Source organism: Caballeronia sordidicola, assembly GCF_001544455.2.
GTDB classification, from domain to species: Bacteria; Pseudomonadota; Gammaproteobacteria; order Burkholderiales; family Burkholderiaceae; genus Caballeronia; species Caballeronia sordidicola.
In genome coordinates this window covers 1-13,976 of the sequence record NZ_FCOC02000003.1, presented here as the reverse complement: position 1 = coordinate 13,976, position 13,976 = coordinate 1, and the positions used below count along the sequence as shown (strand labels likewise).

The following is a 13,976-nucleotide window of genomic DNA, read 5'->3' as shown; positions in this document are numbered from 1 at the left end:
CCGGACGACGCGCGAGCCACCATGGAAATTGTTCCTGTTTTCGTCCCGCGCTCCGTTTCAGGGCCGTGAATAATGCCGTTTATCGCTCCCATTTCGCGCGCGAGAAGTGATTAAAAAGCGCGCACCGGGCGGCGTCCGGCGAGTTGGCAATTCCCACCGAATTCAGCGCTGCACAACCCGCGGGAGAATCCCATGCTGTTGCATGAACTGGCTGACCGGTATGGTCCGGCCATCGTCTTTTTCAACGTGATGGGCGCGGCGCTCGGCCTGCCCGTGCCCGCCATGCCCACGCTGATCGTGGTCGGCGCGTCCGTTGCCATGATGGGCGCGAACGGCCAGGCATTGCTCCCGCACCTCGCGTTGATGCTCGGCATTGCCGTGCTTGGCGGCGTGCTGGGTGATCTCGTCTGGTTCCTGGGCGGGCGGCGTTATGGCGACCGGACGCTCAAGACCATCTGCAAGTTGTCGCTCTCGCGCGATACGTGCGTGAAGAAGACCGAACGTTTCTTCGGCCAATGGGGCGTGCGCGTGTTGCTGGTCGCGAAGTTCATTCCGGGTTTGTCGCTGGTTTCCGTGCCGCTTGCGGGCGCCATGGGCGTGCGCACGCGCTCGTTCGTCGCGCATGACGGCGTGGGCGTGGCGCTCTGGGCGGCGGTTGGCCTGCTGGTCGGCGTGGCGTTCGCGGCGCAACTCGACATGGTCTTCGCGATGATCGCGCAACTTGGGCGGCAGGCGTTGATCGTGGTCGCGATCGCGCTGGCCGGGTACGTGGCGTATCGCTACTGGCGCCGGAAGATGCTGATGAAGACGCTGGAAACCGCGCGCATCACAGTCGATGAACTCTATGCGCTGATGGAAAATGAACCGCTGCCGGCCATCTTCGATATCCGCTCGTCGGAAAAACGCGTGCTCGATCCGTTTGTGATTCCCGGTTCCGTTTTCGCCGACGAACGCGAGTTGCAGAAGATTGTCGAGAGTTATCAGCCTGATCAGAAGATCGTTATTTATTGCTCGTGTCCGAATGAAGTATCGGCGGCGTGGATGGCCAAGTCGCTGCGCAACGCCGGCTTCAAGGACGTGGTGCCGCTGACCGGCGGCCTGGACGCGTGGCGTCTCGCCGGCCTCGAACTCAAGCCGCTCACGGACTTCGGCGGCGCGCGCGAGGATCTGGGCGAAATGGCCGCCATGTGTCCGTGGCCCGCCAAAGCGCCGGCCGCCGGCAAGGGCGCGCTGCATGACGCCGTCTATCTTCACGGAGACCGGCACGCATGAGTACAGTCCACGAAGGCACGCACGAAGGATCGGATCACGGCCGTTCGGAATGGCGGGAGAGCGCAACGCCCACGCAGGAAAACCTCAACACGATCACCAGTGACACGGGCAGCGCTTCTCAATCGGAAGCGGCCGTCGACGCGCCGTTTTCCCCGCTTCAAAGCCGCCGTCACCAGATGTACCCGCATCTCACCGCCGATGAAATCGATCGCATGCGCGGCTTCGGCGTGATCAGGCACTTCCGCGCTGGCGAACTGATGTTCGAAGTCGGTGCGCCCGGTCCGGGCATGTTTGTCCTGCTTGATGGCCGCGTGAGGATCACGCGGCGCGACGGCCTCGGCCATGTGCATCTGGTGGTCGAGTCCGAACCCGGGCAATTCCTGGCGGAAGTCGCGCAGTTATCCGGGAAACCCGCTTTGGTCGATGGCCACGCAATCGACGACGTGAAAGCCATCCTGATCGCGCCCGACCGGCTGCGCGCGCTGCTCGTGGCCGAAGCGGACCTGGGCGAGCGGATCATGCGCTCGCTGATCCTGCGCCGCGTGGGGTTGATCGAGAAAGGCAGCGGGCCGATCCTCGTGGGTCAGTCGGACGACGGGCGGCTGGTATCGCTGCAAGGTTTTTTGGGGCGCAACGGTTATCCGCATACCGTGATCGATGCCTGCACCGACCCCGAAGCCATTGCGCTGCTGGAACGGATATCGACGTCGAAGGCGGATTTCCCGCTGGTCATTTGTCCCGATGGCACCGTCATGCGCGCGCCCGACGAAAACCAGCTTGCGTCGCAACTGGGCTGGCTGCCGGAATTCGATCCGGCGCATATCTACGACGTTGCTGTCGTCGGCGCGGGACCGGCCGGATTGGCGACCGCCGTGTATGCGGCTTCCGAGGGGTTGTCTGTGGCGGTGTTCGATTGCCGCGCGCCGGGCGGGCAGGCGGGCGCGAGTTCGCGTATCGAAAATTATCTGGGGTTTCCGACCGGTATTTCCGGTCAGGCGCTGGCCGGGCGCGCGTTCGTGCAGGCGCAGAAGTTCGGCGCGCACATCGCCATTCCGACCGAGATCAAGGCGCTGCATTGCGATTGCACGCCTATCCAGATCGAATTGATGAACGGCACGCGTGTCACGGCGCATACGGTCGTGATCGCGACGGGCGCGGCGTATCGGCGGCCGAACATTGAAGGGCTCGAAAAGTTCGAAGGGCGCGGCACCTATTATTGGGCGTCGCCGGTCGAGGCCAAGCTTTGCAAGGGCTCGGAAGTCGTGCTGGTCGGCGGCGGAAATTCGGCGGGGCAAGCGGTCGTTTATCTTGCATCGCACGCGGCGCGCGTGCATGTGCTGATCCGCGGGCCGGGGCTCGAATCGAGCATGTCGAGGTATCTGATCGACCGGATCGCCGCGTTGCCGAACGTCACCGTGCATACCCGCACGCAAATCGAATCGCTCGAAGGCGATGGCCGCTCGCTCGCCGCCGTGCATTGCAAGACGGCCGACGGTCCGCTCAAGCTGGAGGCGCGGCATCTGTTCCTGTTCACCGGCGCCGATCCCAACACCGCCTGGCTGACCGGATGCAACGTGCGCACGGACAGCAAGGGTTTCGTGCTCACGGGCCCGGAAGCGAATGAGGGCTATACGGATGGCGCGACCGCGCTCGAGACGAGCGTGCCGGGCGTATTCGCCATTGGCGATGTGCGATCGGCATCGACCAAGCGCGTGGCTGCCGCCGTGGGCGAAGGCGCGGCGGTTGTTTCGCAGATACACGGCTTGCTGGCCTCGCGGCAGGAACTGGCGTTGAACGCTGGCGCGGTGCAATAGCAGTCAGCGCGGCCTGGGCCCGAACTGCAGCGTGAACTCGATCCACCCGTCGTCCGAGCAACTCGCCGACGCCGAGCCGCCGTGCAGCCGCATGATCGCCTGCACGATTGCGAGTCCAAGGCCGCTTGATTCGGTGAACTCGCTTCGTGCTGCATCGGCGCGATAAAACCGGTCGAAGAGCCGCGCGAGTTCTTCCGGCGAAACGCGCTTTCCCTGATTGCCTATCACGATCCGCGCACCGTGCGCGTCTTCGCTGCCGGTCAGCCGGATTGTCGTGCCCGGCTCCGCGTATCGAACCGCGTTCACCACCACGTTGCTGATCGCGCGCCGCGACATGATCTCGTTCACGAACATCTCGCCTTCGGCCTGGACGTCGAAGCTGAGATTGCGTTCGTCGGCGAGACCTTCGAAGTAGGTCGCAATGGTTTCGAGCTGCTCGCGCGTATTCAACGTCGTGCGCTCCATTTCCTGGCGTTCGTGATCCGCTTGCGCGAGAAACAGGATGTTCTGCGCGATGCGTCCCAACCGCTCCAGTTCCTCCAGATTCGATTCCAGCACGCTCTTGTATTCGCTCTCGCTGCGCGTGTGGGCGAGCGTGACCTGCGTTTGCCCGATCAATACGCCGATAGGCGTGCGCACTTCATGCGCGAGATCGGCCGAGAATTGCAGCAGCCGTTCGTAGCCGGTGGACAGGCGGTCAAGCATCGCGTTGAACGATATAGCCAGGCTGTGCAATTCGGCCGGCGTATTCTCGACGTCGAGCCGTGCCGAAAGCGTGTTGGGCGTGATTTCGGCGGCTTTGTCGGCCATCTTGCGCAAGGGCGTGAGACCCCGGCTCGATACCCACCACGCCAGCAACGCCGTGACCAGAACCGCGATCGCCACATTGATCCACACGCGCACGAGATACGTCGACAAAACCCGCGCTTCCTGCGTCATCACGTGCGCTGCGATGATCTCGACCACTTCGCCGCTATCGCCCACTTGCGCCTGCGCCGCGACCCAGCGCATGCGCACGCCGTCCGAGCGCGTGCCTTCATAGAGCGCATCCAGGTTCACCGCGCGTTGCACGGGCACCGGAACCAGCGGCGGCAACGGCATGTTCTCGGGGTTCACATTGATGAATGGCGGCACGCCCGGACGTCGAAAGATGATGACGTCCTGCCGGTCGCCGAGCATGGTTTCGAAGAGCTTGGGCCGCGCCTCGATTTCCTGGATCGTATAGAGGTCGTGCAGCAACGAACGAAAATGTTCCACACGTGCGATCAACTGATAGTCCGCGCGCGTGGACAAGGTGAGGCTGGTTGCGTGATAAAGCGATCCGCCGACCATGCTGACCACCACGCACACAATCAACGCAAACAGGATCGTGATGCGGACAACAATCGAGCGCGAGCGCCAGCGCACTGGTTTCAATGCGCATCTCCGGTCGCGCCGAACGAGTAGCCAATGCTGCGCACCGTGTGGATGAGCTTGATATCGAAGGGTTGATCGAGCTTCGCGCGCAGGCGCTTGATGGCGACATCGACCACGTTGGTATCGCTGTCGAAATTCATGTCCCACACTTCCGACGCAATCAGTGTGCGCGACAATGCTTCGCCTTGCCGTTTGCAGAAAAGATGCAGCAGCGCGAATTCCTTGTTCGTCAGCGCGATGTCCGTGCCCTGACGCGTCACCCTGCGGCGCAATACATCCACATGAAGATCCGCGACCTGGAACACATCCGATTCGCGTATCACGCCGCGGCGCAGCAATGTGCGAATGCGCAGTACGAGTTCGGTGAAAGAAAACGGCTTCACGAGATAATCGTCTGCGCCGAGTTCCAGTCCGTGGATGCGGTCGCTGACGTGATCGCGCGCCGTCAGGAAGATGACGGGCAAATCACGCTTGGCCCGCAGCGCCTGCATGATCTGCCAGCCGTCGAGGCCGGGCAGCATCACGTCGAGCACGATCAACTCGTAAGGATGCGCCAACGCCTGATGCAGGCCATCAGCGCCGTTACGAACCAGGTCGACCTGATACCCGGACTCTGTCAGCCCCTTCTTCAGGTAGTCGCCGGTCTTGCGGTCGTCTTCTATAACGAGAATGGTCATGCCGCGGTGCGTTGCGTTTGGGGTTGCGCTTGGGGTTGCATTTTGGGTGACAAAGAACCTTATTCTAACTACCCGCCTTACGCCCGCCGGAAAGATGACAAAAAAGTCATTAACGTGTCATGCGTTCATCAGTGTGTGGTCGTTAAGATGCAATCAAGCAGCATTCATAGCGTTGCACAACTATTTCGATGAGGCGAATTTGGCTCAACCTTCGACTCACTCCATGACACCGGTCGCGCCCCCGCGCGCCGTGCAACCCGGCTGGGTTCGCATCACACACTGGATCAACGCGCTTGCGGTCGTAGTCATGGTCACGAGCGGCTGGCAGGTCTATAACGCTTCTCCTATTTTTCCCGCGCTTGTTTTCCCGGCAAGCATCACGTTGGGCGGGTGGCTCGGCGGCGCGCTGCTCTGGCATTTCGCGGCCATGTGGGTGCTGGTTGCCAACTTCCTGATCTACGTCGCCATGAACATTGTGTCGGGACGATTTCGCCGCAAGCTGTTTCCGCTCAGCGTGAAAAGTCTGATTGGCGATCTGCGCGCGGCGATCACCGGCAAGCTCAAGCACGACGATCTGTCGCACTACAACGCTGTGCAGAAGGCGGCTTATCTTGCGGTCATCCTGGACATTGTGGTCGTGATCCTGTCGGGACTTGCGATCTGGAAGTCGGTGCAGTTTCCATTGTTGCGTGACTTGATGGGCGGTTACGACAATGCGCGCGTTGTCCATTTCTTCGCGATGAGTTTCCTTGTTGCGTTCTTCGTGCTACACGTGGTGATGGTCGCGCTCGTTCCACGCTCGTTGTTGCTGATGATCCGGGGCCGCTGAACCATGTTGAACCGAAAGAGCGAACTGATAGCCAAACATCTCGATGTCGACAACATTCTCAAGGACGCACGCAACGAGTTGAAGGCGCCCGCGCGGCGTCTGTTCGGCAAGCGCATCTTGTCGCTGGGTGGCTTGATGCTGCTGTCGGGCTGCAATATCTCCGACGATAAATCCGTCAACACCGTGCTGCGCACCATGTCGCGTTTCAACGACGACGCGCAGGCGTTCCTCTTCGACCCGAACAAGCTTGCGCCCACCTATCCCGAGTCGATGATCACGCGGCCGTTCCCGTTCAACGCGTTCTACGACATAGACGATGTCCCCATGGTCGACGCCGCGACCTACAAGCTGCCCATTGGCGGTCTGGTGAAAGGCAAGAACGTTTGGACTCTTGAGGAATTGCGCGCGCTGCCGCAGGAAAGCCAGGTTACGCGGCACATATGCATTGAAGGCTGGAGCGCGATTGGCAAGTGGGGCGGCGTGCGTTTCGCCGATTTCCTCAAGCGTTCGGGTGCGGACACCACTGCCAAATACGTGGCGTTCCATTGCGCGGATAACTATTCCACCAGCATCGACATGCCGACTGCGCTGCACGCGCAGACGCTCCTGACGCTGACGTACGACGGTCAGGTCCTGCCGCCGAAATACGGCTTTCCGATGAAGCTGCGCATGCCCACGAAGCTGGGTTACAAGAATCCGAAGCACATTGTCGCGATCACCGTGACGAACGAATATCCCGGTGGTTACTGGGAGAACCAGGGCTATAACTGGTTCGGCGGGGCTTAAGCTTTTTCATCAATCACTATTGGAGTCTCCATGTCATCTGCGTCAATCCGCATGAAACTGGGTGTATCGATTGCAGCGCTCGCATTTGCAGGTGTTGCGCTGGCTCAGGCACCGGCTGCGAAGCCCGCGCGCATTCGTGGCGATATCGTTTCGATTTCCGGCGATACGCTGACCGTGCATCGTCGCAGCGGCGATACCGTGACCATCGACATGAAGCAGGACACGCCCGTGACGGCCGTGAAGAACATCAAGCTCGGGGATATCAAGGCGGGATCGTTTATTGGCACGGCAGCTACCACGGGCACCGATGGAAAGATGACGGCGACCGAAGTGCTGGTATTCCCGGAAGCGGCGCGCGGAACCGGCGAGGGACATTACGCGTGGGACCTTTCGCCGAATAGCACGATGACCAACGCCAATGTGGATCAGGTTGTGACCGGGACCAGCGGCCGGGATTTGAAGCTTTCTTATAAAGGCGGCTCGAATACCGTGACGGTGCCGGAAGGCGTGCCTGTGGTTACGTTTGCGCCGGCTACGCGCGCGGATCTGATTGCCGGGAAGAAGGTGTTTATTGTGGCTAGTCCCGTTAAGGGCACGGAATATGCCGCTTCGCGCGTCGTGGTCGAGAAGGATGGCGTTGCGCCGCCGATGTGAGATTTTTGGCGTAGGCGTGTGAAACACAAAGCCGACCGGGGGTCGGCTTTTTTATTTTCAAAACCCCCGTTCGAAAATGGTTGATGATGGTCTTCCGTCAATGGTCGCCCTTTCCCTCCACCGTGGTCACCAAATCCCCGAAATCCGTCACCAGCAAATTCAGTACAAACGACAGCACGGTATTTTTCTCCATCGACGCATTCGCTTGATCCGCCACCTGCCTTAGCCTCTCAAACGCCGCTCTTGCCGCTTTCACATTTTCATCCTGCCACCGTTTATCGGCGTCGAGCGTAGCTGCCAAGGCCTTCGCCAACGCATCAATCGCATCGGCCGTCTCTCCCAACGCTTCCCGCGTGATTACCGTCAATCGTCCCGCCAATCCCGTATCCCCCGCAAACGCCTGCCCTAAAAACAGCGCATCGCGATGCAACCGCGTGAGCATTGGCACCACCTTGTCGATCACGTTCTCGCGCGACCTCTTGACCGGCACGAGTATGTGCTCCCGCCCAGCTTCGGTAATCGCATCGTCAAGCGCCTGCTCAGCCGCCGCCGATCTTCGATGCAACCCTTCCGCCGTCCGCGCATCGCCGGGTTTGCGCAAATAAAGCGCGATCAGTTCGCCCAGCGCCCGCACGATTTCTCCCGCGCGATCGTGCGCGGCGTTGATCGCCCGGTTCGGCATCAGGAACGCGACAACCAGCGCCGCGCCCGCGCCAATCAAAATCTCCAGCACGCGATCGATAGGCCTCTCAAACGGCGACCCGGTTCCCGTCGCCGGAATCAGTACCACGATCACGAGCGTGACGCACGCAAGCCGCAAAGTCGGACGCCATGCCGCAAGCGCCGCGAGCGGCACGAGTCCAATAGCAAACACCGCGAGTGGCGCTGCTCCACGAACGACGGCGAGCAAACCAAGCACGCCGAGCGTCGCGCCGATCACCGCACCGATAATCTGATCGCGTCCCGTGATCAGCGCCTGGTTAAGACTCGGCTGGGTGACGACAATCAGCGTGGTAATGACCGCCCAGTAAAGCTCGGGCAGCGTCGCGAGCCGGGCCGCGCCGTAACTCAGCAAACAGCCGATCAGCGTTCGCGCGAAGCGCCGCACCTCGGCGCCGCCGGGTTGGAAAGTGAAACGTCGAAGAGCGTGAAAGGCGGCTAGTGGCATTGGGGAGAAACCGGATTGGGTGCTTGAATTATGGCTGAGCGCGCGCACTTTCCCGTGTAGGCATTCAAACGCCGATCAATCCGCCCGCCTGCAGCATCGGGCTGGCCGCGTTACCATTAGAAGTTCAGCATTCGCGCGGTTTTTCAAAGTTTGCGCGCATTCTCACCGGTTTCATCGATCACACTCAATCCAGGAGCCACGCATGAGCCAAACCACTCAATATCCAAGCACGCAGTTGTATATAGACGGCGCCTGGCGCGCCGGCGCACGCGACACGGCCGTCGTCAATCCGGCTACGGAAGGGGAAATCGGCCGCCTCGCGCTGGCCGGCGAACAGCAACTCGCGGAAGCCGCCGAAGCCGCTGGCCGCGGCTTCAAGGCGTGGCGCAAGGTCTCGGCGTTCGAGCGCAGCAAGCTGATGCGTCGCGCCGCGCAAAATCTGCGCGATCGCGCGGAAGAAGTCGCCACCATCATGACGATGGAGCAGGGCAAGCCGCTGGTCGAAGCGCGCATCGAGGTGCTGGGTGCGGCGGATACCATCGACTGGTTCGCCGAGGAAGCGCGCCGCACTTACGGCCGTGTGATTCCGGCGCGCGCCGAGAACGTCCGCCAGATCGTGACGCGCGAACCGGTTGGCCCGGTTGCCGCGTTCACGCCGTGGAATTTCCCGATCAATCAGGCGGTGCGCAAGGTCTCGGCCGCGCTCGCCGCAGGGTGTTCAGTCGTGCTGAAGGGACCGGAAGAAACGCCGGCGAGCTGCGCGGCGCTAGTTCAGGCTTATATCGATGCAGGCTTGCCCGCCGGCGTGCTGAATCTCGTGTTCGGCGTTCCCGCCGATGTCTCGAAGTACCTGATCGCGCATCCGCTGATCCGCAAGATCTCGTTCACGGGTTCAACTCCGGTAGGCAAGCTGCTGGCCGCGATGGCCGGCGAGCACATGAAGCGCGCCACGATGGAACTTGGCGGCCACGCGCCGGCACTCGTATTCGCCGATGCCGACATCCCGCGCGCCGCCAAGCTGCTGGCCGGCGCCAAGTTCCGCAATGCCGGCCAGGTCTGCATTTCGCCGACGCGGTTTATCGTCGAGGAATCGGCTTATGAGGAGTTCACCGAGCATTTCGTCGCTGCGACTAAGAAGGTAAAGGTCGGCAACGGGCTTGAAGAGGGCGTGCAGATGGGCGCGCTGGCCAACGGCCGCCGTCTGCAAGCCATGGAACGTCTGGTCGCCGATGCCGTGGAGCACGGCGCCAAGGTGCTGACGGGCGGTGAGCGCATTGGACGCGAAGGGTTCTTCTTTGCACCGACAGTTCTCGCCAATGTGCCGCTTACGGCGCGCATCATGACGGAAGAGCCGTTCGGCCCGATCGCGCCGATCTCGACATTCAAGTCCTACGACGAAGCCATTGCGGAAGCCAATCGTCTGCCGTTCGGGCTCGCGGCTTACGCTTATACGCGTTCGAGCGCGACATCGGCGGCGGTGGGCGAGGATATCGAAAGCGGCATGGTGTCGATCAATCACCACGGGCTCGGAATTCCGGAAACGCCGTTTGGCGGCGTGAAGGAATCGGGCTACGGTTCGGAAGGCGGCAGCGAAGCAATGGAAGCTTATCTGGTCACGAAGTTCGTGAGCGAGGCGCGGTAAGGCGAAACTGAATGGCGCGGCGCGGCCGCGCCATTTCATCGATTATTCGAACGGGTTCAGCAGCTTGACGCCCGTTCTCTCGAAGTCTCTGACATTCCGCGTGACGACCGTGAGGTCATGCATCAAAGCTGTTGCGGCAATCAGCTTGTCTATTTCGTTCTCGGGGTTCGGCACGCGCAAGCGGCCCCATAGTTGCGCTATGTCGTCGTCGATGGAGATCACGTCCATCGCATAATCTTTCAGCAGGATTCCAATCCAGGCTTCGAGCAGTGCAGCCTGTGGAGCGTCGCCACGGTGCCCCACCATCTCGGTCCCGCGCCGGAGTTCGCCCATCGTAATGGCTGACAGGTGCAAAGGGCTCTTGTCTTTATCAGTCCGTTTAAAGAATTTGCGCACGCCTTTATTTGCGTTTGCGCCTTTTCGGGCTTCGCTTATGACGTTGGTATCAATCAAATACACGTGGCGCTCCGCCCGTATCTTGAATCCGCTCGAAATCCGAGTCTTCTCCAACATTCGGCATGCTCGCCAGTACTTGCGCCAGACTGCGTTTCTTCGGCCGGCTCAACGCCTGCGCAAGAATTTCCCGATGCTCGGCTTCGGCGCTGCGACCGTGCGCGGCGGCGCGTTCGCGCAGGCTTTGCACCAGCGCTTCATCAATCCCGCGAACCAATAGATTTGCCATCGTAGCTCTCCCAATGTGTTATCAACGATAGCATGAAAGGAGAAAAATGCAAGCATTGATATCACATCAACGCCGTAGCAGGATCGAAAAAAAACCCGGCCAAGGCCGGGTTCAATGTTCCCGCGCCCTGATCTCAAGGGCGCGGTCACCTGCAAAACTACAACTCAAGCAGCCAGCAACGAACGCAGCACGAACGGCAGAATCCCGCCATGCTTGTAGTAATCGACTTCAATCGGCGTATCGATACGCAGCAGCACCGTCACGCGCTCTTCGCTGCCATCCTTGCGATGGATCACGAGCGTCACTTCCTGCTGCGGCTTGATATCCGACGAGAGGCCTTCCAGGTCGAACGTTTCTTCGCCGGTGATGTTCAACGACTGCACGCTGTCCGAGCCCTTGAACTGCAGCGGCAACACGCCCATGCCAACCAGGTTCGAACGATGAATCCGCTCGAAGCTGCGCGCCACGACCAGCTTCACGCCGAGCAATTGCGTGCCCTTCGCGGCCCAGTCGCGCGATGAACCCGTGCCGTACTCTTCACCCGCGAACACGATGGTCGGCGTGCCTGCATCGATATACTTCATCGCTGCATCGTAGATCGACATTTCTTCGCCGCTCGGCTGGAATATCGTCACGCCGCCTTCCACGCGCGAACCGTCGGCCTTCAGCGGAATCATCAGGTTCTTGATCCGCACGTTGGCGAAGGTGCCGCGCATCATGACGTCGTGATTGCCGCGACGCGAGCCGTAGCTGTTGAAGTCGGCTTTCTGCACGCCGTTCGCCTTCAACCACACGCCCGCAGGCGAGCTTTCCTTGATCGATCCAGCCGGGCTGATGTGGTCGGTCGTGACCGAGTCACCGAAAATGCCCAGTGGACGCGCGCCCTTGACGGCCGGAATGCTGTCGGCGGGGGACATCGAAAAGTCCTTGCCGAAGAACGGCGGCTCGGCAATGTACGTCGACTTCGGCCAGTCATAAACCTGACCCGCTTCGCCTTCGATCTTGCTCCACAGGTCGCCGGTCTTCGTGAGCTCCGCGTAGTTCTTGCGGAACGCGTCGGCGTCGAGCGCGTACTTGAGCAGCGCGTTGACTTCTTCGCTCGTCGGCCAGATGTCGCCGAGGAAAATGTCCTTGCCGTTCTTGCCCTTGCCAACCGGTTCCGTCATCAGGTCGACCGTCATGTTCCCGGCAATGGCGTAAGCCACGACCAGCGGCGGCGAAGCCAGGAAGTTCGCGCGGATGTTCGGGTGAATGCGCGCTTCGAAGTTGCGGTTACCGGACAGCACGGCGGCGGCCACAATATCGTTCTTCGTGATGGCGTCGTTCAGTTCCGGCGTGAGGTCGCCCGCATTGCCGATACACGTCGTGCAGCCGTAGGCGGCCAGCGTGAAACCAAGCTGGTCGAGATACGTCAGCAAGTTCGTCTTCGTCAGGTATTCCGTGACAATGCGCGATCCCGGCGCAAGCGACGTCTTGATGTGCGGCGCCACGGTCAAACCCGCTTCAACAGCCTTCTTCGCCAGCAACCCGGCAGCCAGCAAAACGCTCGGGTTCGACGTGTTCGTGCACGACGTGATGGCGGCGATCAGGATGTCGCCGTTCTTCACGTTGACGTTGTTCGTCGTGGTGTATTGCGTGTTCAGGTCGGCGGCCTTCTTGCCAAAACCATTGTCGGTGACGGCCTTCGAGAACAACTCGGTGAAGTTCGACTTCACGTTCGTGATTTCGATACGGTCTTGAGGACGCTTCGGACCCGCCAGCGACGGAGCCACGGTGCCCAGATCGAGCGTCAGCGTCTTCGTGTAGTCGATCTCGCCGGCCTTCGGCACGCCGAAGAGATTTTGCGCCTTGAAATACGCTTCGAACGCGGAGATTTCAGCGTCGGTACGGCCCGTGCCCTTGAAGTAATCGATGGTCTTTTCATCGACGGGGAAAAAGCCCATTGTCGCGCCATATTCCGGCGCCATGTTGCCAATGGTCGCGCGATCCGGCAGCGACAACGAAGCCGTGCCTTCGCCGAAGAACTCGACGAACTTGCCGACCACTTTCTCCTTACGCAGCATTTCGGTGACGGTCAGCACCAGGTCGGTTGCCGTCACGCCTTCGCGAATCTTGCCCTTCAACTCGACGCCCACCACGTCCGGCGTCAGGAAATACACCGGCTGGCCGAGCATGCCGGCTTCCGCTTCAATACCGCCCACGCCCCAGCCCACCACGCCGATGCCATTGATCATGGTCGTGTGGCTGTCCGTGCCGACGAGCGTATCCGGGTAATACACGGTGTCGCCTTCCAGCGACTTCTTGTGCACGCCGCGCGCCAGATATTCCAGGTTCACCTGGTGAACGATGCCGACGCCCGGGGGCACGACCTTGAACGTATCGAAAGCCTGCATGCCCCACTTCATGAACTGGTAGCGCTCGTTATTGCGCTGGAATTCCAGTTTCATGTTCAGGTCGAGCGCGTCCTTCTGGCGGAAGTAATCGATCTGCACCGAATGATCGACCACCAGATCGACCGGCACGAGCGGCTCGATAGCCTTCGGGTCCTTGCCGGCGCGTTTCGCCACGCCGCGCATTGCGGCAATATCCGCAAGCAGCGGCACGCCCGTGAAGTCCTGCAACACGACGCGTGAGACCACGAACGGGATTTCGTCGGTACGATCCGCGACCGGCTTCCAGCTCGCCAGTTGCTTAATGTGTTCTTCGCCGATCTTCTTCCCGTCGTAATTGCGCAGAACCGATTCCAGCACAATGCGGATCGATACCGGCAGGCGTTCCACCTTGATGTTCAGCGCGCGGCCAAGCGCGGGCAGCGAGTAGAACTTGCCTTTGCCGGAACCCGTGTCGAATTCCTTGAGCGTTTTATGGAGATTGTGGGCCATGTTTTTTTTCCTGGGTTTAAACGAGGAAACACCTTCAATACTGTCAATCTAAAGAACGTGTCACGGATGCTGACTAAATCACGTACAAATCAACATATTCATTGACCGGCATTGCTTCGAGCGTTGCCTGATCCAGCGATGCCGCAATGATCGC

Annotated in this window: 12 protein-coding genes; 6 read left to right on the top strand and 6 right to left on the bottom strand. The window is 60.8% G+C overall.

The features are described 5' to 3' along the window. Positions 1–195 precede the first annotated feature (195 nt). The gene (locus tag AWB64_RS06425; RefSeq protein WP_082850406.1) at positions 196–1,272 is read left to right on the top strand and encodes a DedA family protein/thiosulfate sulfurtransferase GlpE; all 1,077 of its coding nucleotides are present in this window, start codon (positions 196–198) and stop codon (positions 1,270–1,272) included. Continuing rightward, positions 1,269–3,086, top strand: a complete 1,818-nt coding sequence (locus AWB64_RS06420; protein WP_082850388.1) for an FAD-dependent oxidoreductase — start codon at positions 1,269–1,271, stop codon at positions 3,084–3,086. Before AWB64_RS06425 ends, AWB64_RS06420 begins: the two co-directional genes overlap by 4 nt. Before the next feature lie 3 nt (positions 3,087–3,089). On the opposite strand, the gene AWB64_RS06415 is transcribed toward AWB64_RS06420, so the two are convergent. Beyond that, positions 3,090–4,502 carry a heavy metal sensor histidine kinase gene (locus AWB64_RS06415; RefSeq protein WP_060817812.1) on the bottom strand — a complete coding sequence of 471 codons (1,413 nt, stop codon included), beginning with the start codon at positions 4,500–4,502 and terminating at the stop codon, positions 3,090–3,092. Next, on the bottom strand, positions 4,499–5,179 hold the full coding sequence (locus AWB64_RS06410) for a heavy metal response regulator transcription factor (RefSeq protein ID WP_060817811.1): 681 nt from the start codon (positions 5,177–5,179) through the stop codon (positions 4,499–4,501). The genes AWB64_RS06415 and AWB64_RS06410 overlap by 4 nt, the downstream gene beginning before the upstream one ends. A gap of 223 nt (positions 5,180–5,402) precedes the next feature. Here AWB64_RS06410 and AWB64_RS06405 point away from each other — a divergent pair, with 223 nt between their 5' ends. The 3 genes from AWB64_RS06405 to AWB64_RS06395 are packed head-to-tail and all read left to right on the top strand — an operon-like array spanning position 5,403 to position 7,448. Then, positions 5,403–6,008: a cytochrome b/b6 domain-containing protein gene (locus AWB64_RS06405; protein ID WP_060817810.1), complete on the top strand. Its 606-nt coding sequence runs from the start codon at positions 5,403–5,405 to the stop codon at positions 6,006–6,008. 3 nt (positions 6,009–6,011) lie between these two features. After that, entirely contained in the window at positions 6,012–6,794 is a 783-nt protein-coding gene (locus AWB64_RS06400) for a molybdopterin-dependent oxidoreductase (RefSeq protein ID WP_060817809.1), read from the top strand. 30 nt (positions 6,795–6,824) lie between these two features. After that, on the top strand, positions 6,825–7,448 hold the full coding sequence (locus AWB64_RS06395) for a hypothetical protein (protein ID WP_060817808.1): 624 nt from the start codon (positions 6,825–6,827) through the stop codon (positions 7,446–7,448). A gap of 97 nt (positions 7,449–7,545) precedes the next feature. Here AWB64_RS06395 and AWB64_RS06390 read toward each other — a convergent pair whose 3' ends face one another. Then, positions 7,546–8,616, bottom strand: coding sequence for an FUSC family protein (locus AWB64_RS06390; RefSeq protein ID WP_075643251.1), 1,071 nt, complete (start codon positions 8,614–8,616; stop codon positions 7,546–7,548). 202 nt (positions 8,617–8,818) lie between these two features. Here AWB64_RS06390 and AWB64_RS06385 point away from each other — a divergent pair, with 202 nt between their 5' ends. Beyond that, positions 8,819–10,258, top strand: a complete 1,440-nt coding sequence (locus AWB64_RS06385) for an NAD-dependent succinate-semialdehyde dehydrogenase (protein ID WP_060817807.1) — start codon at positions 8,819–8,821, stop codon at positions 10,256–10,258. Positions 10,259–10,300: 42 nt separating this feature from the next. Here AWB64_RS06385 and AWB64_RS06380 read toward each other — a convergent pair whose 3' ends face one another. The 3 genes from AWB64_RS06380 to acnA form a co-directional block, all read right to left on the bottom strand. Beyond that, positions 10,301–10,717, bottom strand: a complete 417-nt coding sequence (locus AWB64_RS06380) for a type II toxin-antitoxin system VapC family toxin (RefSeq protein ID WP_244163967.1) — start codon at positions 10,715–10,717, stop codon at positions 10,301–10,303. Then, a complete protein-coding gene (locus AWB64_RS06375) occupies positions 10,704–10,940 on the bottom strand; it encodes a FitA-like ribbon-helix-helix domain-containing protein (protein WP_060817806.1) in 237 nt (78 codons plus the stop codon). Before AWB64_RS06375 ends, AWB64_RS06380 begins: the two co-directional genes overlap by 14 nt. Before the next feature lie 164 nt (positions 10,941–11,104). Then, positions 11,105–13,822: an aconitate hydratase AcnA gene (gene acnA, locus AWB64_RS06370; RefSeq protein WP_060817805.1), complete on the bottom strand. Its 2,718-nt coding sequence runs from the start codon at positions 13,820–13,822 to the stop codon at positions 11,105–11,107. Between the last annotated feature and the right edge of the window lie 154 nt (positions 13,823–13,976).